The sequence below is a fragment of the Actinoplanes sp. NPDC023714 genome (assembly GCF_040639855.1).
Taxonomy (GTDB): Bacteria; Actinomycetota; Actinomycetes; order Mycobacteriales; family Micromonosporaceae; genus Actinoplanes.
In genome coordinates this window covers 575013-594656 of the sequence record NZ_JBFAAR010000002.1, presented here as the reverse complement: position 1 = coordinate 594656, position 19644 = coordinate 575013, and the positions used below count along the sequence as shown (strand labels likewise).

General features: G+C 73.1%; 22 protein-coding genes and 1 pseudogene. 15 read left to right on the top strand and 8 right to left on the bottom strand.

Annotated elements, in window-relative coordinates:
- Positions 1–11: 11 nt before the first annotated feature.
- Positions 12–950 (bottom strand): LysR family transcriptional regulator, encoded by a 939-nt coding sequence (locus tag AB0G10_RS10640; RefSeq protein ID WP_360918549.1) that lies wholly within the window; start codon positions 948–950, stop codon positions 12–14.
- A 64-nt stretch (positions 951–1014) separates the two neighbouring features.
- On the opposite strand from AB0G10_RS10640, the gene nadE reads away from it, so the two are divergent.
- The 3 genes and pseudogenes from nadE to AB0G10_RS10625 all read left to right on the top strand — a co-directional run bounded on the left by nadE (position 1015) and on the right by AB0G10_RS10625 (position 3376).
- The gene (nadE, locus tag AB0G10_RS10635; RefSeq protein ID WP_360918548.1) at positions 1015–1836 is read left to right on the top strand and encodes an ammonia-dependent NAD(+) synthetase; all 822 of its coding nucleotides are present in this window, start codon (positions 1015–1017) and stop codon (positions 1834–1836) included.
- Between the two features lie 167 nt (positions 1837–2003).
- Positions 2004–3002: pseudogene (locus AB0G10_RS10630) on the top strand (TDT family transporter); the annotation flags it as partial.
- Between the two features lie 26 nt (positions 3003–3028).
- Entirely contained in the window at positions 3029–3376 is a 348-nt protein-coding gene (locus tag AB0G10_RS10625) for a hypothetical protein (RefSeq protein WP_360918546.1), read from the top strand.
- On the opposite strand, the gene AB0G10_RS10620 is transcribed toward AB0G10_RS10625, so the two are convergent.
- Positions 3327–4304, bottom strand: a complete 978-nt coding sequence (locus tag AB0G10_RS10620; RefSeq protein ID WP_360918544.1) for a PQQ-binding-like beta-propeller repeat protein — start codon at positions 4302–4304, stop codon at positions 3327–3329. The genes AB0G10_RS10625 and AB0G10_RS10620 overlap by 50 nt on opposite strands.
- A complete protein-coding gene (locus AB0G10_RS10615; RefSeq protein WP_360918542.1) occupies positions 4301–5377 on the bottom strand; it encodes a DUF3616 domain-containing protein in 1077 nt (358 codons plus the stop codon). The genes AB0G10_RS10620 and AB0G10_RS10615 overlap by 4 nt, the downstream gene beginning before the upstream one ends.
- Before the next feature lie 113 nt (positions 5378–5490).
- On the opposite strand from AB0G10_RS10615, the gene AB0G10_RS10610 reads away from it, so the two are divergent.
- A complete protein-coding gene (locus tag AB0G10_RS10610) occupies positions 5491–5877 on the top strand; it encodes a YciI family protein (RefSeq protein WP_360918540.1) in 387 nt (128 codons plus the stop codon).
- Positions 5878–5906: 29 nt separating this feature from the next.
- Positions 5907–7100, top strand: coding sequence for a DUF6596 domain-containing protein (locus AB0G10_RS10605; RefSeq protein ID WP_360918538.1), 1194 nt, complete (start codon positions 5907–5909; stop codon positions 7098–7100).
- A 120-nt stretch (positions 7101–7220) separates the two neighbouring features.
- Here the strand turns inward: AB0G10_RS10605 and AB0G10_RS10600 are convergent, their stop codons facing one another.
- The 4 genes from AB0G10_RS10600 to AB0G10_RS10585 are packed head-to-tail and all read right to left on the bottom strand — an operon-like array spanning position 7221 to position 10027.
- Positions 7221–7616, bottom strand: coding sequence for a VOC family protein (locus tag AB0G10_RS10600; RefSeq protein WP_360918536.1), 396 nt, complete (start codon positions 7614–7616; stop codon positions 7221–7223).
- Position 7617: 1 nt separating this feature from the next.
- Positions 7618–7899 carry a metalloregulator ArsR/SmtB family transcription factor gene (locus AB0G10_RS10595; protein WP_360918534.1) on the bottom strand — a complete coding sequence of 94 codons (282 nt, stop codon included), beginning with the start codon at positions 7897–7899 and terminating at the stop codon, positions 7618–7620.
- Between the two features lie 53 nt (positions 7900–7952).
- Positions 7953–9005 carry a hypothetical protein gene (locus AB0G10_RS10590; protein WP_360918533.1) on the bottom strand — a complete coding sequence of 351 codons (1053 nt, stop codon included), beginning with the start codon at positions 9003–9005 and terminating at the stop codon, positions 7953–7955.
- Between the two features lie 38 nt (positions 9006–9043).
- Entirely contained in the window at positions 9044–10027 is a 984-nt protein-coding gene (locus tag AB0G10_RS10585; protein ID WP_360918531.1) for a saccharopine dehydrogenase, read from the bottom strand.
- 71 nt (positions 10028–10098) lie between these two features.
- Here AB0G10_RS10585 and AB0G10_RS10580 point away from each other — a divergent pair, with 71 nt between their 5' ends.
- Positions 10099–11037 (top strand): helix-turn-helix domain-containing protein, encoded by a 939-nt coding sequence (locus tag AB0G10_RS10580; RefSeq protein ID WP_360918530.1) that lies wholly within the window; start codon positions 10099–10101, stop codon positions 11035–11037.
- A gap of 1237 nt (positions 11038–12274) precedes the next feature.
- The gene (locus tag AB0G10_RS10575; protein ID WP_360918529.1) at positions 12275–12481 is read left to right on the top strand and encodes a hypothetical protein; all 207 of its coding nucleotides are present in this window, start codon (positions 12275–12277) and stop codon (positions 12479–12481) included.
- 30 nt (positions 12482–12511) lie between these two features.
- Here AB0G10_RS10575 and AB0G10_RS10570 read toward each other — a convergent pair whose 3' ends face one another.
- On the bottom strand, positions 12512–14461 hold the full coding sequence (locus AB0G10_RS10570; protein WP_360918528.1) for a cytochrome c oxidase assembly protein: 1950 nt from the start codon (positions 14459–14461) through the stop codon (positions 12512–12514).
- A gap of 98 nt (positions 14462–14559) precedes the next feature.
- Here AB0G10_RS10570 and AB0G10_RS10565 point away from each other — a divergent pair, with 98 nt between their 5' ends.
- The 8 genes from AB0G10_RS10565 (at position 14560) to chrA (ending at position 19629) form a co-directional block, all read left to right on the top strand.
- Positions 14560–14913 (top strand): hypothetical protein, encoded by a 354-nt coding sequence (locus AB0G10_RS10565; protein WP_360918527.1) that lies wholly within the window; start codon positions 14560–14562, stop codon positions 14911–14913.
- 99 nt (positions 14914–15012) lie between these two features.
- Entirely contained in the window at positions 15013–15651 is a 639-nt protein-coding gene (locus tag AB0G10_RS10560; RefSeq protein ID WP_360918526.1) for an alpha/beta fold hydrolase, read from the top strand.
- 78 nt (positions 15652–15729) lie between these two features.
- Positions 15730–16323 carry a PadR family transcriptional regulator gene (locus AB0G10_RS10555; protein WP_360918525.1) on the top strand — a complete coding sequence of 198 codons (594 nt, stop codon included), beginning with the start codon at positions 15730–15732 and terminating at the stop codon, positions 16321–16323.
- 22 nt (positions 16324–16345) lie between these two features.
- Complete coding sequence (locus tag AB0G10_RS10550; protein ID WP_360918524.1) at positions 16346–16702, top strand: hypothetical protein; 357 nt, start codon at positions 16346–16348, stop codon at positions 16700–16702.
- Between the two features lie 57 nt (positions 16703–16759).
- Positions 16760–17416: a hypothetical protein gene (locus tag AB0G10_RS10545; RefSeq protein ID WP_360918523.1), complete on the top strand. Its 657-nt coding sequence runs from the start codon at positions 16760–16762 to the stop codon at positions 17414–17416.
- Positions 17417–17425: 9 nt separating this feature from the next.
- Entirely contained in the window at positions 17426–18136 is a 711-nt protein-coding gene (locus AB0G10_RS10540) for an ArsR family transcriptional regulator (RefSeq protein ID WP_360918522.1), read from the top strand.
- Positions 18133–18516, top strand: a complete 384-nt coding sequence (locus tag AB0G10_RS10535; RefSeq protein WP_360918521.1) for a VOC family protein — start codon at positions 18133–18135, stop codon at positions 18514–18516. Before AB0G10_RS10540 ends, AB0G10_RS10535 begins: the two co-directional genes overlap by 4 nt.
- Positions 18517–19629, top strand: coding sequence for a chromate efflux transporter (chrA, locus tag AB0G10_RS10530; protein WP_360918520.1), 1113 nt, complete (start codon positions 18517–18519; stop codon positions 19627–19629).
- The last annotated feature ends 15 nt before the right edge of the window (positions 19630–19644 follow it).

Below are 19644 nucleotides of genomic sequence, written 5' to 3'. Positions count from 1 at the left end.
CGAACACCAGACTACGCGCTCGCCGCCACGATGTGGGTCAGCAGTGCCCGCAGCGCACCGGCAGGCGGGACGCGCGGACCGGTCCACACCGCGCGAAGGTCGCGTTCCAGGCGAAGACCTTCGATGGGTACGTGCCGGAGCCGCCCCGACCGGAGATCGTCGCCGACGGCCAGCCGGCTGACCACGGCCGGCGCCGCCCCGGCGAGGACCGCCGCCCGCACCGCCGCCGCCGTGGAGAGCTCGAGGACCGGCGGCGCCTGACGGACGTCGTCGCCGAGGGCCGCGCGCAGGGCGGCGGTCAGAAAGTCGCGGGTGCCGGAGCCGGGCTCCCGGGTGACCATGGCGGCCGCGGCCAGCTCGGCGGCGGTGACGGGTGACTTCCGGCCCGCCCAGGGGTGGCCGGGCGGGGCGACGAGGACGAGCTCGTCGTGCCCGACCACCCGGCTGCGCAGGCCGCGCGGCACGTGCGGGCCCTCGATGAAGCCGAGGTCGGCGGCGTTCTCCTGGACCTGTTCGACGACGTGGTCGCTGTTCGTGGCGGTCAGCACCACCCGGATGGGGGTCTGCCCGCGCCGGGCCGCGTCGGCGTGCAGGCCCACGAGCCAGCCGGGCAGGAGATGTTCGGCGACGGTGAGGCTGGCGCTCACCCGCAGCGTGCTCCGGCTGTCCTCGCGGAGGGCGGCCAGGCCGGCGTCGACCTGGGCGGCCAGGTGCAGGAGCCGGTCGGCCCATTCGACGACGACGGCGCCCTGCGGGGTGAGCTCGGCGCCGCGCGGGGTGCGGGTCGCGAGGCGTACGCCGGTGCGCGACTCGAGGGCGGCGAGCCGCGCCGACACCGCCTGCTGGGTGAGCCCGGCCTCCCGGGCGGCGCCGCTGAGGCTCCCGGTCCGGGCCACCGCCAGCAGGATCTCCAGTGCGGCGAGGTCCGGCATCCGGGGGCTCAGGGTCACGAGATCCGAGGGTACGGGTGTCACCGCCGCGCGCCGGGCACCGGAGTTGGTTAGGGTTTCCCACGTGGCGAAACTCCGTGATCAGATCATCGCCGAGCTCGGCGTGAAGGCGACCATCGACCCCGCGGCGGAGATCCGGGCGCGGGTCGGCTTCCTCAAGGACTACCTGCGTTCGACGCCCTCGACCGGCTACGTGCTGGGCATCAGCGGCGGGCAGGACAGCACCCTGGCCGGCAAGCTCTGCCAGCTGGCGGTGGACGAGCTGCGCGCCGAGGGCCGGGAGGCGACGTTCGTGGCGGTGCGCCTGCCGTACGGGGTGCAGGCCGACGAGGACGACGCGCAGGTGGCGCTGCAGTTCATCGTGCCGGACCGGTCGATCACCGTCAACGTGAAGCCGGGTGCCGACGCGACGTCCGCGGAGGCGGCGAAGGGGCTGGGCGGGGAGCTGCGGGACTTCGTCCGCGGCAACATCAAGGCCCGCGAGCGCATGGTCCTGCAGTACGCGATCGCCGGCCAGCTCAACCTGCTCGTCGTCGGCACCGACCACGCGGCCGAGGCGGTGACCGGGTTCTTCACGAAGTACGGCGACGGCGGCGTGGACGTGACCCCGCTGACCGGCCTGACCAAGCGCCAGGGCGCCGCGCTGCTGCGGGAGCTGGGCGCGCCGGAGAGCTCCTGGAAGAAGGTGCCGACCGCCGACCTCGAGGACGACCGGCCCGCGCTGCCGGACGAGGTGGCGCTCGGGATGACCTACGCGCAGATCGACGAGTACCTGGAGGGTGGCGAGGTGCCGCCGGAGGTGGCCGACCGCCTCGAGGGCATCTTCCTGGGCACCCGCCACAAGCGCACCGTCCCGGTCACCCCGCACGACGACTGGTGGCGCTGACCCGCAGGGTACAAACCCGGCTTGTGACTCCACAACGACGCGGCGGCTACCCGGCGGGTGGCCGCCGCGCCAGGGTGGAGTCGTGAGCCCGTACGCCGAGACAGTCGCCGCCCCGCCCGTCACCGCCCCCCGTCCCCCGCCCGGCCGCGCCGGCGCCGAACTGGTTCGCGTCCGTGATGGCCACCGGGATCGTCGCCACCGCCGCCGTCTCGCTCCCGGTCGGCGGCGCGGTGCTCCGGCCGTTCGCCACCGCCGTCTGGCTGCTCGCGGCGGGACTGCTCGCGATCCTGCTCGCCCGCGCCGCCCGGCGCTGGCGGACGATCACGGCGCACGCCGCCGACCCGGTGATGGCGCACTTCTACGGCGCCCCGCCGATGGCGCTGCTCACCGTCGGCGCCGGCACCCTGCTGCTCGGCGCCGGCCTGATCGGCACCCGGGCCGCCGTCGTGATCGCCGCGCTGCTCTGGACGGCCGGCACGGTGAGCGGCCTGGTCGTGGCGGTCGCGGTGCCGTACCTGCGGATCACCCGGCACACCGGCGGCGAGCCGTTCGGCGGCTGGCTCATGCCGGTCGTCACCCCGATGGTCTCGGCCGCCACCGGCGCCCTGCTGGTGCCGCACGCCCCGGCCGGCCAGATCCGGCTCACGCTGCTGCTGGCGTGCTACGCCATGTTCGGTCTCAGCCTGGTCGCCGCCCTCATCATGATCACGATCATCTGGCAGCATCACGCTCTCCGGTCGGCCGGCCCGTCCCGGGCGGTACCGACCCTCTGGATCGTCCTCGGCCCGATCGGGCAGGCCGTCACCGCCGCGAACCTGCTCGGAGGGGTGGCTTCGGCGGCGCTTCCCCACCCGTACGCTCAAGCCTTCGAAGCTCTGGGAATCGTGCTCGGCGTGCCACTGTGGGGCTTCGCGATGCTGTGGGGCGGCCTGGCGCTCGCGGTGACGCTGCGGACCGTGCGGCGCGGCATGCCGTTCGCGCTGACCTGGTGGTCGTTCACCTTCCCGGTCGGGACGTGCGTCACGGGTACGTCGGCACTGGCCCTGCGGACCGGCTCGATCATGTTCGAGGCCGTCGCCGTCCTCCTCTATCTGGCGCTCGTCGCCGCCTGGATCACGGTCGGCTGGCGGACCCTGCGGATGGTGTCCTCAACGGTCACCGGATGACCGCTATGGCTGCGACGCTCGGCCGCATGACTGTTCTGCTCGACGACGCCCTCATCCCGGAGGCCGGCGCCGCCCTCAACCCGTACCTCATGATCGTCGACCGGCTGGACGGCTGGCCCGCCCGGCCCGGCCTGCTCCAGGTCTGGGTGCGCGACGTCGCCACGGTCATGAAGCGCGCCGAGGCGGCGGGCGCCACCGTCGTCACCGGGGCGACGCCCTTCTACGGCGAGACGATGCTGGGCCGCTTCCTCGACCGCTGGTCCAACCTCTGGTGGCTGTGGGCGCCGGCGCCCGGCACCCCCGACCCCACCTCCGACGTCGTCTTCACCACCCTGGACGCGACCCTGAGGTCGATGGCCGCCGGCGAAAGGTGAGCAGCCGCCCCTTGCCGACGGCGTGAACGACCCCGTCCGTCCCAGGAACCAGCCGATCGATCCGCCGGCCCCGGGAGAGGACGGCGACCCCGCCCCACCGGTCCACGGCACCCAGCTCACCGTCGGTGAACGCGACCAGCGCCTCCCCCGCCACCAGGGCGCAGTCGCGAACGCCGGCCCGCCGGTCGGCCCTCCCCGAGCCGGCCACCGCGACCCCCGCCTCATCGGCGAGCCAGAGCGTGCCGCCGTCGAGCACCGGGGGCAGCGGCCGCAGGTCACGGTCGTGCCGCCACACCTCCCGCACCCCGTCGTCCGGGTCGAACGCCAGCACGGTCCGATCGCCGCAGACGAAGACGGCCCCGGCCCCGAACGCCGACCGCACCGGCTCCGGCAGTCCCCACTCCCCGGCCACCGCCCCGGAACCGTCGACGACCAGCAGCACCGGCCGGACGGCGCTGCCGAGGACGATCGCGCCCGGCCGCACCTCCACCGGCCGCACGATCGCCCCCACATCCGGCAGCGCCGGCAGCACCGAGCCGTCGTCCAGCGCGATCCGCGTCAGCGGCCGATAGCCCCGCCACCCGCCGGCGAACACCACATCCCCGCTGACCACGAGGTGATGACACCGTTCCAGTCCGGGCACGGCCCACAGCCGCCGTCCGCCGAGGGTGAAGCAGTGCAGCACCCCGGCCTGGCTCAGGTACAGGCACCGGTCGGCGGCGAGCGCGACGCTGCCCCAGCAGTCCTCGACCCGCTGCTCCCACCGCTGCTCCCCGGTCTCCGCGTCCAGCCCGGCCAGCCGCGTATGCCGCTCGGCGACCACGACCATCCCACCGGCGGCCGCCAGGACCTCCGACCGCAGATGCAGCGGGCGTGACCAGACCGGGCTCACGACCCCGGCAGGCGGATCACGCCGGACCAGGCTCACGACCCCGGCAGGCGGATCACGTCGGCGACGACGGCGCCGCCGGCGGTCATCCGTTCGGCGGCGGGGCTGTCGTAGACGACCAGGAGCCGGCCCTCCTCGGCCGGGCCGAGGAGACCGATCCCCTCGGCGTGGTCGTCGCCCTCGCCGTAGGTGAGTTCCAGCTCGCGGCGCAGGGACGCCCCTCGTACGATCTCGGGCATGGCGGCGCGGCAGGCGCCCAGCCACCGGTAGATGCGGACCGGGCCGTCCAGATCCATGGTGGGGCCGGCCAGCACCAGGAGGTCGTCACCGGACGGGCAGAGGTCGCGGACGCCCAGGCCGTCGAGGTCGAGCACGTGCTTGCGGTAGGGCAGGCCGTCCTCGAACGGGCGCAGCCGCAGGCGGGTCGGGTCGGTGGCGAGCACGTAGGGGCGCAGCTCCAGGACGAACGCCCAGCCGCGCAGCACCGGGCCGCGCAGGCCGAGGTAGACCCGGTCGCCCTGGACCGCGATGCCCTCGATGTCGAGGCCGTTGTCCTTGCTCGGGATGGCGAGGAACGGCGCGAGGTGCTCGTCGTCGCGCAGCAGTTCGCGGATGTTGTCGCGCGGGGCGAGGCCGGCCGCGTGGTGGACCTCGCCGTCGACGACCGCCGACGGGACCAGCGTGGGCAGGCCGTCGACGTCCTCGACCGGGATGCGGACCAGGATCTGCCGGTTGTCCTGGCCGGTGATCCGGGAGAGCCGCTTCAGGGCCTTCGGCCCCGAGTGCCGATCCTTGATCTGCCGCCGGCGCAGGCTGTGCGAGCCGACCGCCCACAGGAACCGGCCGGTCCGCGCGATCCCCTCGATGTCGGCTTCCTCGTCCGGGTCGGCGCCGGGCAGGTCGACCAGGTCGGCGAGGCGGAAACTGCGCTCGTCGGCGTACTCGGAGGGTTTGTCCTCGTCGTCGGCGGTGAGCCGCTCGATGGTGGCCGTCTCGTCGCCGGCCAGCCAGACCACCTTGCCATCGGTGCGCACCGCCGAGAGATTGGTGTGAGTGGCCGCGTCCTGCGAGGCCTGGCCGAACCAGAGGAGAACCGTCCGTTCACGTGTCACGAGGTCATCGTGGCAGGAGCTGTCACGCGGCAGGATCGGAAATCCGGGTGACGATTCCGGGCCGGCCCGGTCGTCATCGCTGTGGAACCGTTTCCGGACCGGAGGAGAGAACGATGCGATTCGCGGTGCTCATGCACTACCAGGAGCCGGCCGAGGGCGAGCTCAGCGAGGAGGCGATCGCCGGGGCGCAGCAGGCCTTCGACGCCTACGGCAAGGCGCTGCACCGGGCCGGCGTGCTGATCTCGGCGGACGTGCTGCAACCGACAGTGGCGACGACCAGCGTGACCCTGCGCGACGGCTCGCTGCGGGTGCAGGACGGCCCGTTCGCCGAGACGAAGGAGGCGCTCGCCGGGGTGTTCATGCTCGACGTGCCCGACCTGGACGCGGCGATCGGCTGGGCGGAGAAGTGTCCCGGCGCGCAGTGGGGGATGCTCGAGATCCGCCCGGTCGGGACCACGTTCGTCGGGGGGAGCTGGACCGACGGATGCGTGCGGGGCTGACCGGAAGATGATCTTCAAGGGGCCGGACGATGACCGATGCCGCTGAGGTCGCCGCGCGCGACAGCTACGGCCGGCTTCTCGCCCTGCTCTCCGCGGCGACGAGCGACGTCGTCGCCGCGGAGGACGCCCTGGCCGATGCGTTCGAACGGGCCGTGACGACCTGGCCGTCACGGGGTGTGCCGGCCAACCCGGACGCCTGGTTGCTCTCGGTGGCCCGCAACCGGCTGCGCGACTGGTGGAAGTCGGCCGCCTACACCCGGTCCGCGCCGCTCGACGTCGACCCGGGCTTCGTCGTGGAGGTGGACGTCGACCGCATCCCGGACCGCCGCCTCGAACTGATGCTGGTCTGCGCGCACCCGGCGATCGACCGCACCGTGCACACCCCGCTCATGCTCAACACCGTCCTCGGCTTCACGGCCGGGCAGATCGGCCGCGCCTTCTCGATGCCGGCCGCCACGATGGCGACGCGCCTGGTGCGGGCCAAGAAGCGGATCAAGACGGCCGGCATCCCGTTCCGCATCCCCGATCGCGACGACCTGCCCGGCCGGATGGGGGCGGTGCTCGAGGCGGTCTACGGCGCCTACGTGATCGACTGGGCGACGACCGGGCCGCAGTCCCGTCCCGTACCCTCGGAGGCTCTTCATCTCGCCGAGGTCCTGGCCGCTCTCGCGCCGCACGACCCGGAGGCGCACGGCCTGGCCGCGCTGGTGCAGCTCTCGGCCGCGAGGGCGCCGGCCCGCACCGGCGCGTCGGGCCGTTTCGTTCCGCTGCCGGAGCAGGATCCCGCTTTCTGGGACACCGCACTGATCACGCGCGCCCACGATCATCTGCGCGCCGCGCACGCCGAGGGCCGGCTGGGCCGCTTCCAGCTGGAGGCCGCGATCCAGGCCCTGCACTGCGCGAACAACCGCGACCCGGACCGCGCCACCCTCCTCCAACTGCACCGCACGCTGCACGAACTCGCGCCGTCCCTGGGTGGCGACGTGGCCCTGGCCGCCGCGACCGCCGAGGTGGAGGGCCCGCTGCCGGCACTCACCCTGCTCGACGACGTGATCGCCGCCGCCGGCGACGCGGGCCGCCGTTTCCAACCGGCCCGAGCCGCCCGCGCCCACATCCTGGGACTTCTGGGCCGCGCACAAGAGGCCGCCGCCGAATACGACGCCGCCATCGCGCTGACCCACGACCCGGCCGAACGCCGCTATCTAGAAGATCGAAAACCTTGAGGTCGCAGCGGGGTGGGTGGTGCGGACCGTCGCTCCCGCCGAGGGCGCGGCACGGCCTCGCTGCGCTCGCCGTGCCGCGCGGCCTGCGTGAGTGGTTGCGGCCTTCTCCTCTCAGTCCCGTTACTGGTTCATCTGCGCGATCTGGATCAGATTCCCGCAGGTGTCGTCGAGGACGGCCGTGGTGACCGGTCCCATCTCGACCGGCTCCTGGACGAAGCGGACGCCGAGGCCGCGCAGCCGCTCGAACTCCGCCCGCACGTCGGTGACGAGGAACGCGGTGGCCGGAATGCCGTCGTTGACCAGGGCCTCCTTCCACGGCTTGGCGGCCGGGTGGCCGTCCGGCTCGAGCAGCAGCTCGACACCGTCGGGGTCCTCCGGCGAGGTCACGGTGAGCCAGCGGGAGCCGTCGTCGCCGAGCGGGATGTCGTTCTTCTTCACGAAGCCGAGCTTGTCGGTGTAGAAGCGCAGCGCCTCTTCCTGGTTGCTGACGAGAACACTCGTGACGTGGATCCGCATGTCAGGTCTCCGGTTTCTTCCATCGGTCGGTGAGGTGTTCCAGCGGCGCGGTGTCGAGGTGGTGGAACTTGTAGCGCCCCTCGCGGCGGCCGGTGACGAGACCGGCGCCGATCAGGACCTCGAGGTGCTGCGAGATCGCCTGCCGGGACGAGGCGAGCTGGTGTTTCATCGCCAGCCGCGTGCAGATCTCGAACAGCGTCTGCCCGTCCCGGTCGGCCAGCTCGTCGAGGATCCTGCGGCGGGTCGGGTCGGCGAGCGCCTTGAAGACGTCGTCCTCGCTCACACCGACGATGATAGGCAAGTAACCACTTGCCTATCAACCCGGACGAAGTCATTTCAACCCTGGACGAGATCGTTTCGACCCTGGACGAGATCGTTTCGACCCTGGACGAGATCGTTTCGACCCTGGACGAGGTCGGGGAACGCCTGCCGCAGCCCGGTCAGCACCAGTTCCGGGGCGGGCGCCCGGTCGGCCGCGATGGCGACCGCCTCGCAGACGTCGGTCAGGGTGTTGATCCCGATCGCCGCGTTGAACAGCTCCTCGATCGCGCCGTGCTGGTCGCGGGCGGCGAGCGACCGGCGGATCGTCCCCTCGTCCGGCAGCGGCGTGCCGTCCCGCAGCGCGGTGAGCGCCTCCTCCGCCCAGACGTGCCGCAGCAGCCCGGCCTGCGCGAGGATCCGCTCGACGGCCCAGGCCGCCACGGCCCGGCGCACCGGGTCGGCGGCCTCGGCCAGCGCCGCGACCAGATCGGGGTCGAGCTGGGAGAGCCGGGCCGCCGACCAGCCGGCCTCGCGCAGACGGGGATCGTCCGGGATCCGCCCCTGCCAGATGTCGTAGAGGTGGTCCTCGGCGTAGTCCCGCCGCCGCTCCTCCCGATGGGTGCGCACCGCGGCGACCCGCGCCGCCAGCTCGGCCCGGGTCAGGGCGGGCTGGCGCTCCACGCCGTGCCAGTAGCCGCCGATCTCCCGGCTCTGCCTCACGATCCGGTCCGCGCCGGTCGCCGGCCAGAACTGCAGCAGGGCGCCGTCCTTCCCGGCGCAGTACCGGACCCGGTAGTTGCCCGGCGGCAGGTCGACCGGCCCCTCCTGGCAGTCGAACGCGGCGAGCATCAGATCCTCGGAGCGGGTGCTGAACGGCGCCTCCACGACGTCGTGCCAGACGTCCGCGAGGAACGGCTCGGCGGTGTGCAGCTCGACGCGGACCCGCACCTCCCCGCTCATCGGCCCGGTCTTCAGGTGCAGCACGCCCGGGATGGCGGCCCCGCAGAGCCCGTTCACCTGGCCGCGCATCGCCTCCCGCGGGTCGCCCAGGTCGGCGTGCGCGTCCCCGAGGCGGAGGTAGCCGTAGTGGACCCGGATCGGCGTGTCCAGCAGAACTTCGACCAGCACCTTCCCAGTCTGGCCCGGCGGTTCCGCCCGGACCACGGCTATCCCGCTTCTGCCCCCGCCCGGCTCGCGGCGTTCCGGGGTCCGGCGGTCAGGGACAGGTGCCGGGACAGCGACCGCAGGAAGTCCGGCGCGTCGAACATCCGCCCCGCCGACGCGACACCTGTCGTCAGCGTCCGGCCGTCCAGGATGCGGGCGACCGCCTCGGCCGCGAGGGGCGCACTGACCGCGTAGATGTCCTCGCCGGTGACGGTGGCGCGGCGCTGCTCACCGCCGCGGCGGACCACGGCGTCGACGGTGAACCGTTCCGGGGACCGCTCCCCCGCGGCCGCCAGGTCCCTCGCCGCGGCCACCGTCATGTAGGTGGTGACCTCGGGGATCCGCAGGTGGCTCGGCACCGTGACGATGTCGGCCATGCTGAAGCCGGCGAGCACGGGCCGCGGGCCGTCCGGGAAGTCCCAGTCGAGGACCGGCAGGTCACCCGCGGCGTCGTAGTAGTCGAGCCGCCCGCCGGTGTACCGGACGCGCCGGCCTCCGCGGCGGTCCCGCGACACCACGCCCGCCGCGACGGTCCCGGCCGTCGGGTGCCAGCTGCTCAATCCGTACGCGATGTGGGCCTCGTCCGCCGTGTCCCAGTCGCCCATGGCGGTCGTGGCGAGCAGGTCGCCGAGGCCGCCGAAGAAGGCCATCGCCGGCACGACCGGGATGCCGCCGGACCCCTGCCGCAGCGTGTCGGCGGTGGCCTCGATCTCGGCGGCCACGTCCACGTACGGAATCCCGGTCTTCGACGCCGCCGAGATCACCGGCGTGGCCGTGGACGCGAACGGCCCCGCCGTGTTGATCACAGCTTCCGCGCCGGTCAGATCGATATCGGTCACCGACGCGACCCGGTAGGGATGGCCCACGGCGCGCAGCCGCTCCTCGTCCCGGCCCAGCAGGAGCGGCGCGAACCCGCGCGCCACCAGCTCCTCCACCACGAATCGGCCGGTGTGCCCGTACGCCCCGAAAACCGCCACTGTCCGCATGCCGTCGAGCCTGCCCGCGCCGGTCGCGACGGGACAGTGTCGGGAACGACAACACCCGTACAGTTCCGGACATGACCGTGATCGGGCTGGCCGCCACCGAGGGCATGCTCCACTTCGAGCTGGCGATGACCTTCGAGATCTTCGCCCGCGACCCTTCGGGTCTCGCCGATCCCTGGTACGACCTGCGCGTCTGCGGCCCGGGCCCGGTGCGGGCCGGCCGTTTCCTGATCGAGCCGGACGCGGGCCTGGACCACCTCGCCGACGCCGGCACCGTGATCGTCCCGGCGATCGAGGACGTGGACGCGCCGATCGACCCGCGCCTCGTCGACGCCGTCCGGCGGGCGCACCGCGCCGGCGCCCGGCTGGTCTCGCTCTGCACCGGCGCCTTCGTCCTCGCCGAGGCGGGCCTGCTCGACGGCCTGACCGCGACCACGCACTGGGCGCACACCGCCGCGCTGGCCGCGCGCTACCCGGCCGTCCACGTCGACCCGGACGTGCTCTACGTCGACAACGGCACGGTCCTCGCCTCGGCCGGCAAGGCCGCCGCGATCGACCTCTGCCTGCACCTGATCCGCCGCGACCACGGCTCCACGGTCGCGAACGCGGTGGCCCGCCGCCTGGTCGTCCCGCCGCACCGGGCCGGCGGGCAGGCCCAGTTCGTCGCCACCCCGGTGCCCGACCGCGAGGACCATCCGCTGGTCGCGCTCCTCCCGTGGGCGATGGAGCGCCTCGACCAGCCGCTCACCGTCGAGGACCTGGCCCGGCAGGCGAGGATGAGCTCCCGCAACCTGGCCCGGCACTTCCACGCCGTCACCGGCACGACACCGCTCCAGTGGCTGTCCGCGCAGCGCATCCGCCGAGCCCAGGAGCTCCTCGAGAACACCGGCGACAGCATCGACCGGATCGCCGCGGCCGCCGGCATGGGCACCGCGACGACGCTGCGCCGCCACTTCCACCGCACGGTAGGTGTCGCGCCGGACACCTACCGACGCACATTCCGAGCCACCTGACCAGGCCGCGGCACGTCACCGGCGGCCAAGGCAGCCCCGCCCCCGGTCGCCGTGTTCCGAAAGAGCCGATTCTCCGATCATCAAGCCGGCCGCTAATGATTTCCTGATATGAAATTCCGGCGGGTGCCATCGTCGATTCAGGGTGGGCCGCGGACAATAGGGGGCATGGCGCAGCTCGCATTGTTCCCGGCCCTGCATTCACGGAATAGGACGCTGCGTCGCAACTATTCCGCGGAGGCGGAGGAGTTCCGTCGCGAGCACGAACGGCATCGCGCGTGGGGCTTGACGCAGCGTCACGCCCGGCGGCTGCGGCGGCTGCGGGAAGGTGAGGCGCGGCAGGTGCGGGAGGGCGAGGCACGGCAGGTGCGGGAGGGCGAGGCACGGCCCGCGGAGGTCCGGCCGGGCCCCGGCGCCTCCCGCCCGGCCGCCGAGCCCGCCGGATCCCATCCGGCGGAGTCGCCGCGCGCCTCCTCACCGGTGGGGTCACCCGGCTCTTCCTCTCCCCCAGGATCGCCCGGCACGGTGGCTCGGTGTGACCGGCGAGTGCCCCCTCCCTGCGCGGATCGACCGAGGCCACGGGCACTATCGGGTGGCCCCGGCACGCGACAACACGGTGTCCGGCGACCAGGCTCCCGGCAACGCAGCTCGGATTCCCCGGCCCAGGAGTGCTCCGCCCCAGAGCCCTCCCGGCCGCGTTCCCACCGATGAGGACGACGCGGCCCAGGACCGCACTCGGGACGATCCGGCACGCCCCGTGGGCGCACTTCCGGAACATCCGTCCGCGCGAATGAGCCTTTTCAACGTGACGAGGGCCCCGCCTGCCAGCAGCCTAAGGCCCGATATCGGGTCGATGATTGCTCGATACCTGACGGCCTCGAATTGCTGCCGAATTGCCCAGCCACCGCCGAAAAAGATACTTCGGCGGACCATATTTTGTGGCGCGAATAGAATCCGGAGCCTTCGTCAGAACCGCCGCGCGGTCGGATCCCCGCATGGCGCGCGCACCTCGCGAACAAAAGCGACCGGATGAGCCGGGAGGTCAGGATCGCGCAGGTGGCGGATCGGGAAGCTGCTCGCGCAGGTGGGACTGCTTGTGGGATGACGATCCGGGGGAGGGCAAGTGACCGGGGGCTGTCCGAAGAGGCAACATCGCGCAAACATTGATCGATCAGATGTGACATTGACCGGTTAAGCTCCTCGGCAACGGGGAGCTTTCCGGCGCCGGAGGGGTGAGCGCATGCACATCGACATCCTGGACCTGCTCGACGACACCCTGTCCCGCCTGCTGACGGTGCGCGGCGAGCTGGCCGCGGCCCGCCGCGTCGAACCCGGCGAACGCCAGAGCGCCGTCGTGGAGGCGATCGAGGTGGCGCGCGAGTTCACGGCCTCGGCCACGAGGCTGCTCGAGGGAGTCGGCGATCGGTCACTCTCCCGCACGCCCTGAGAGAGCGACGGCCTCGGGAAGCCGCCGCACCTATGACGAACGCTCGCGCGCCGAGGCCAGGAAGGCGTTGTAGCGGGCCAGGTCGTCCTCCTCCCCCGCCGCCACCGCGCGGTCGGCGGCGCGATCGAAGCGGACCTGCTCGCGCTCGTCGCTGCGGATCCACTGCCTGATCAGGATCAGCACCACGACGGCGGCGGGCAGCTCGCCGAACGCCCACGCCAGCCCGGCGCCGAGGCGCTGGTCGGCGAGGAGCGTGCCGGCCCACGGCGGATGCACTGCGGCATACCAGTCCAGGCCGATGATCGTGGTCGACTGCAGCAGCACGAACCCGAAGAACGCGTGCGCCACCATCGCCAGGAAGTGGATCAGCGTGAGCAGCGCCGGATGGACCCGCCGCCGCCCCGGGTCGACGCCGATGAGCACCCAGAACAGCAGGTATCCGGCCGCGACGAAGTGGACGACCATGGCGAGGTGCCCGATGTGGTACCGCATCAGCGTGCCGAGCAGCCCGCCGAAGTAGAGCCCGTAGAGGCTGCCCACGTAGATCGCGAGCGCCACCAGCGGATGCGTGAAGAAGCGCGCGACCCGGCTGTGCACGACGATCAGCAGCCATTCCCGCGCGCCGCGCACCTCGGGGTCGGCCGGCCGGCGCAGCGTGCGCAGCGCGAGCGTCACCGGAGCGCCCGCCACGAGCAGGATCGGCACCACCATCGAGAGCGCCATGTGCTGCACCATGTGGACGCTGAACAGCACGTACGCGTAGCGGGCGAGCCCGGTGCCGGTCACCGCCGCGAGGATGACCATGCCGCCGATCCAGGCCGCCGTCCGGGCGATCGGCCAGTCGTGGCCGGCGCGGCGGAGGCGGAAGACCCCGATCAGGTACGCGCCGACGCCGACGACGGCGACCGTCAGGAAGAACATGTCCGGCAGCGGATCGCCGAGCAGACGTCCGGCAGTGATCGGCCCGGGCATCGGGAAGCCGAGCAGCTCGGTCACCGGATCGGTCTCGGCGGCATCGGTCACCGGTGTCGGGGTCCGGGACAGCCCGACGGCCAGCCCCACGGCCGCGGCGAGCACCACGATCTCCCCGGCGGCGAGCCGGAGGAAGGCGCTCTTCCCGGGTGCGCGCAGGGTGTGCCGGCGGTGAACATATCCGGCCACTCCGGCGATCGCCAGGGCGACGATCTTGAGCAGGACGAGTACGCCGTAGCGCGACCCCCACAGCATCTCCGGAGTGCCGAGCCGGACCGCCGCGTTCGCGAGGCCGCTCACCGCCGTCGCGACGAAGCATCCGAGCGCGAGCCGGCTGTACCGGGCCGCCGTGCCGGCGAAGGCCCTCGTCCGATGCACCGCCGTCAATCCGGCCAGCCCGCCGAGCCAGAGCGCCGCGGCGGCCACGTGCATCGCGAGGCTGGTCACGGCGATCTGGTGGTTCCCCGAGCCGGCCGCGTGCCCGGTGAACGCCGGCGGCACGAGCGCCACGACCGCGACGATCGTTGTCACGGCGGCCAGCCCGCGCGAGACGCCGGCCCGGGTCAGCACCGCGACGAGCAGCGCGAGCCCGGCCTGGACGACCAGCGCCTGCCCCTGGTTGATCGAGAACGCGAACCCGGCGACCGCCGTCCCGCTCAGCTCCGCCACCGGCCGCCCGAGGATGTCAGAAACGGTCAGCACGATCAGCGCTATCGCGCTGCAGGACCAGCCGAGCGCAAGCCAGGTGGTCCGGCGCAGCATCGTCCATCCGTACGCGGAAACGCTCTTCCCATCCCCGGGGAGCAGGAAGGCGGCCGTCACGGCGCCACCGGTCACCAGCACGCCGAGCACGTCGGTGAGAAGCTTGGCGGCCGGCAGGCCCCACCAGGTCAGCGGTCCCGGACTCGGTATCCCGGGCAGCACCGCCGGATCCACCCCGCCGCCGAAGACCAACGCTCCCATCAGGACCAGCACCGTCGCCGGCACGGCCCACACACTCGCTCTCACGTGTTCCCTCTCGCCTGTGACACCAGGCAGTTGGTCGCCCCCGCCGCGCGGAAAGTTCCGGCTGGAAATGTGATCCGGGCCTGATTAGATTTCCGTCCATGACCCCGCGCCGCCCGCCCCGTGCCGCCGTGGTCATGCTGCTGCTCCTGCTCGGCCTGGCGCTGCTCGCTTCGGCCGGCTGTGCCCACTACGCCGGCGCCCCTCACTCCGCGGGCGCCCCTCACTCCACGGGCGCGCCTCACTCCTCCGGCGGGGCGGCGGCCTCGGATCATCACGAGGTCCGGCGGGACGGCGGCGAGCAGGCGCCGCTGCCCGGCAAGCGTCTCCGGCCGCACACGTCACCGCAGGTCATCGTGGTGGTGACCGCGCCCGCCCCGGCCTTCCCGGCGCCCCGCGGCGCGACCTGCTTCGGCCCGGCGCCCTGCACCGCTTCGGTCGTCCTGCGGGTATAGGCCGACCTCTTTCCTCCGCCCTCAGAGGCTCCGCCTACAGAGGCCCTCCGCCTCGACGGCCCTCCGCCTCACCGGCTCTCCTCAGGAAAGAAGTCCGTCATGCACCCCCGCCCGCCGTGCCGCAGCACGCACAGTTTCCCCACCGCCGGAAGCCGTCTCGTCTACGACCTCTGGACCGGTCCCGGCCGTCCCGTCCTCCTGGTGCACGCCCTGCTCTTCGACCGCACCCAGTGGTGGCCGCTCGCCGCCGACCTGGCCGCCACCTGCACGGTCGTCGCGCCCGACCTGCCCGGACACGGCGAGACCCCGATGCCGGCCGGGCTCAGCCCGTCGCAGGTGGCCGGTGACCTGGCCCGGCTCGTCGACGGCCTCGGCCTGCGCCGGGCGCCGGTCGTGGTCGGGCACGCCACCTCGGCGCCGCTCGCCGTGGCGTTCGCCGACCGGTTCGCGGTGCACGGCATGCTCGTCGCCGACGAGCCGGCCGGCGTGGTCGAGCACGGCCCCGACGCCGTGGTGGCCGCCTCCGGACTCGACCTCGTGCCTGAACAGTTCCGGTCGTTCGCCGAGCCGCGCCGCGACCCGAACCTGGTCGCCGCCTACCGCTCCTGGTTGGACCGCCCGACGTCGCGACGTCCGGTTCCGCACACCGGCGGCCCGTCCGGTGACCTGAGCCGGCCGCGCTTCACGCCGCTGTCCGACACCGAGGGACTGGCGGCCCGCATCCAGTACCTTCTCTGATCCACGGTGCCCTATGGCACCTTGCACTAGGTTGGTGCGGGGTGCCATAGTGCACAGTGCCATAGGAGGTGAGCAGGGATGATCCGCAAATCCGATCGCGACCTGACCGCGCTCACCGTCCTGGGGCTGCTCACGGCCGGGCCGCGGCACACGTACGACATGCACCTGCTCATCGAGCGCACCCACAAGACGTTCGTGACCGGGCTGCCGCGCAGCCTCTACCACGCGGTCAACCGGCTGCTCGCCGCCGGCGACATCGTGGTGACCGGCACGCTGCGCGATCCGGGCCGGCCGGAGCGGACCGTCTACGCCCTCACCGACGAGGGCCGATCCCGGCTGCGCGATCGGGTCCGCCTGCTGCTCGCCACCCCCGACCCGGACGCGACGCTGCTCACGGCCGCGCTCAACTTCACCGGCTGCCTGCCGCCGGACGAGGTCGCCGACGCGCTCCACGACCGCCGCGCCGAGCTGACCCGGTCCCTGCGGACGGCCAAGGAGGCGCTCGGCCTGGATCTGCCGCGGATCCTGCTCCTCGAGGTGGAGTTCGAGGTGGCCCGGCTGACCGCGGAACAGGCCTGGGTCACCGCGATCCTCGACGACCTCGACGCGGGCCGGCTGCACTGGCAGGACGCAATCGCCGACCTCAACCCGCTGCTGCGCGACGACGGCTGACCAGGAAGGGAACCGGTCGACGATGAGAAAGCTCTTCGAGGAATCGGCGACGGTGCGGGCGCCGGTCGAGCGGGTGCGGGCGCTGATCGACGACGGGTGGGCCGTGCGGGCCTTCCTCGGCGAGGACGAGGCCGCGTCCTCCGTCGACGTGGACCACCGGCCGGGCGTGGCCGGCTTCCAGGGCCACTGGTGGTACCGCGGCGAGATCAGCGCCAGCCCGGCCCCGGCCGGGACGACGCTGACCTATCGCGTCTTCAACATCGCGGAGCGGGGCGCGTGGGCCGTGCCGCTCGCGAACCGGCTCTTCATCGGATACCGCACGAAGGTCCGCGACGGCGTCACCGCCCTGGCCCGGCGGATCGAGGACCACCTGCGCTGAGCCACCGCCGCACCACCTCGACGTCCCGGAAGAACCGGTACGGGTTAGCTTTTCGCCGTGCTCAACTTCTTTCTCGACGCCGCCGACGGCCGCTTCCCGCCCGTCGACGGCGCGGTCACCGTGGTGCCGCCGCTCGCCGGTGGGCTGGAATGCTCGGTCGCGTTCACCGGTCACGCCGTGGTCGCCACCGCCCTGCCCGCCGCCGAGGTGCACGCCCGGAAGCCGGACGGGTTCGGCGGCTCGATGGCGCCGGACTTCCTGCGCTTCCTGGCCGGGCCGGCCGGCTGGATCGGCGTCATCGACGCGACGCTGGTGAACCGGGGCACCGGCGGCACCCCGCGGCTTCCGCTGCTGGACGGCGTCGACGAGCACCCGCGGGTCCGGTACGCCCGCGAGATGCGCACCGGCCTGCGCATCCACGGCGACGAGCGCGGCATCATCGTGGTCGCCGCGGGCCTGGCCGGGCGCACCGAGCTGAGTATCGAGCTCACCGATCCGGCCCACGGCGGCCGCGGGCACGGCCGGAGCCTCATCGCCGACGCGCTGACCCTGGTCCCGGAGGGCGAGCCGGTCTTCGCGGCGGTGTCGCCCGGCAACGCACGGTCGCTGCGGGCGTTCCTGGCCTCCGGTTTCACCCCGATCGGCTCCGAGGCCCTGATCAGGCCGGTGCGCGCCTCAGCAGGGCCCCTATTGCATCAAACCGGTTTGATGTAATCTGCGGGCGTGAACTCTCCGGCGTTCCTCACCGCGGCCGCCCACCCTCTGCGCTGGCAGATGCTGACCGAGCTGTCCCGGTCCGACCTGGCCGTCCACGAGCTGACCGGCCGGGTCGCCCAGTCGCAGAACCTGGTCTCCTACCACCTGGGCAAGCTGCGCAAGGCCGGCCTCGTGACGGCCCGGCGGAGCAGCGCGGACGGCCGGGACACCTACTACGCGCTCGACCTGGCACGCTGCTCGGAGCTGATCACCGGGATGGGCGGCGCACTGCATCCGGCGCTGCGGCTCACCACCCCGCCCGTCCGCCGAGCAGCCCGGACCCGCGTGCTCTTCGTCTGCACCGGCAACAGCGCCCGCTCCCCGATGGCCGAGGCCCTGCTCCGCCACCGCGCCGCCCCGGATGGCGCGGGGTCCCCCGTCGAGGTGCTCAGTGCGGGGGTACGACCGAAGCCCGTCAACCCCCACGCCGTCGCCGTCATGGCCGCGCGGGGCATCGACATCAGCCACGCCCGGCCGAGGCACCTCGACGACGTGGCCGGCCGGCCCTTCGACCATGTCATCACGCTCTGCGACCGCGCGAAGGAGAACTGCACGGCCGGCACCGCGCACTGGAGCATGCCCGAACCCCGCGAACTGTCCGAATTCCATGACACCGCCGGCCTGCTCGACCGGCGGATCGCCTTCCTGATGCACACCCTCGGAGAGGAGGGGTCGTGAACGACAGCACCGTGCACGTCCGCTACCTGGTGGACGACGTCCAGGCAGCGGCCGACTTCTACACCGCCCACCTCGGGTTCACCCGGAACACCGCGTTCCCACCGGCCTTCGCCGACGTGGTGCGCGGCAATCTGCGGCTGCTGCTGTCCGGGCCGCAGAGCTCGGCCGGCCGCCCCATGCCGGACGGCACCCGGCCCGGCCCCGGCGGCTGGAACCGCATCCACCTGCTCGTCGACGACATCGACGGCGAGGTGAAGCGCCTGCGTGCGGCGGGCGTGGCGTTCCGCAGCGAGGTGATCAGCGGCCCGGGCGGCCGGCAGATCGTCCTCGACGACCCGGCGGGCAACCCCGTCGAGCTCTTCCAACCAGCAGGGACATAGGTGTACGAGACATCTCTCGGGACCGTCCTGAAGGAGTGGGGACGGATCGGCTGCGTCGGGTTCGGCGGGCCGCCCGCGCACATCGCCCTGCTGCGCAAGCTCTGCGTCGAGGACCGGAAGTGGCTCGGCGACCAGGAGTTCGAGGACGCGATCGCGGCGTGCAACCTGCTGCCCGGCCCGGCCTCCACGCAACTCGCGATCTTCTGCGCCTGGCGGGTCCGCGGCCGGCTCGGCGCGATCGCGGGTGGGGCCGCTTTCATCGTACCCGGGCTGATTCTGATCCTGGCTCTCGCCGCGCTCTTCCTCGGTGACCCACCACTCTGGGTGACCGCGGCGGGGGCCGGTGCGGGAGCGGCGGTGGCGGCCGTCGCGCTGCAGGCGGGCACGAGCCTGATGAGGCCGGCGTGGAAGCGCGCGCCGAGCCGCCGGCGCTGGTCGGTGTATCTGCTGGCCGGCGCGGTGGCGGCGGCGACGGCCGGCCCGTGGCTGGTGCTGCTGCTGGTCGTCTGCGGTCTCGCCGAGATGATCGCCCAACGTCTGCCGGCCGCCGATCCGAATCGGACCGGCCGGGCCGCCGTGGCCCTGCTCGCGGCGGGTGGCCTCGCACCCCTCGCCTGGACGGCGCTGAAGGTGGGTGCGCTCTCCTACGGCGGCGGCTTCGTGATCATCCCGATCATGCAGGCCGACGCGGTGGACCGGTACCACTGGATGACCGGCGCGGAGTTCCTCAACGCCGTCGCGCTCGGCCAGATCACCCCCGGCCCGGTCGTGCACACCGTCGCGGTGGTCGGCTACGCGGCCGCCGGACTGGGCGGCGGCCTGCTCGCCGCGCTGATCGCTTTCGGACCGTCGTTCGCCTTCATCCTGCTCGGCGCGAGCCGCTTCGACAGGCTGCGCGGCAACGTGCGGGTGCGCGGCTTCCTGGACGGCGCCGGCCCGGCCGCGATCGGCGCGATCCTCGGTTCCGCCGTCCCGCTCGCGCTCACCCTCGACGAGCCCTGGCAGTACGCGGTCCTGGCCGGCGCGGCCGTGCTCACCCTCGGGTTCCGCCGCGGGCCGCTCCTCACCCTGCTCACCGCGGCGGCGGCCGGACTGCTCGTCAACCTGTGGTGAACGCCGCCGGACGGC

Coding starts and splice junctions, on each gene's coding strand:
- AB0G10_RS10625 (WP_360918546.1), top strand. CDS start 3,029: ATGACTGTTCTGCTCGACGACGCCCTCATCCCGGAGGCCGGCGCCGCC.
- AB0G10_RS10610 (WP_360918540.1), top strand. CDS start 5,491: ATGCGATTCGCGGTGCTCATGCACTACCAGGAGCCGGCCGAGGGCGAG.
- AB0G10_RS10605 (WP_360918538.1), top strand. CDS start 5,907: ATGACCGATGCCGCTGAGGTCGCCGCGCGCGACAGCTACGGCCGGCTT.
- AB0G10_RS10600 (WP_360918536.1), bottom strand. CDS start 7,616: ATGCGGATCCACGTCACGAGTGTTCTCGTCAGCAACCAGGAAGAGGCG.
- AB0G10_RS10585 (WP_360918531.1), bottom strand. CDS start 10,027: ATGCGGACAGTGGCGGTTTTCGGGGCGTACGGGCACACCGGCCGATTC.
- AB0G10_RS10580 (WP_360918530.1), top strand. CDS start 10,099: ATGACCGTGATCGGGCTGGCCGCCACCGAGGGCATGCTCCACTTCGAG.
- AB0G10_RS10575 (WP_360918529.1), top strand. CDS start 12,275: ATGCACATCGACATCCTGGACCTGCTCGACGACACCCTGTCCCGCCTG.
- AB0G10_RS10565 (WP_360918527.1), top strand. CDS start 14,560: ATGACCCCGCGCCGCCCGCCCCGTGCCGCCGTGGTCATGCTGCTGCTC.
- AB0G10_RS10560 (WP_360918526.1), top strand. CDS start 15,013: ATGCACCCCCGCCCGCCGTGCCGCAGCACGCACAGTTTCCCCACCGCC.
- AB0G10_RS10555 (WP_360918525.1), top strand. CDS start 15,730: ATGATCCGCAAATCCGATCGCGACCTGACCGCGCTCACCGTCCTGGGG.
- AB0G10_RS10550 (WP_360918524.1), top strand. CDS start 16,346: ATGAGAAAGCTCTTCGAGGAATCGGCGACGGTGCGGGCGCCGGTCGAG.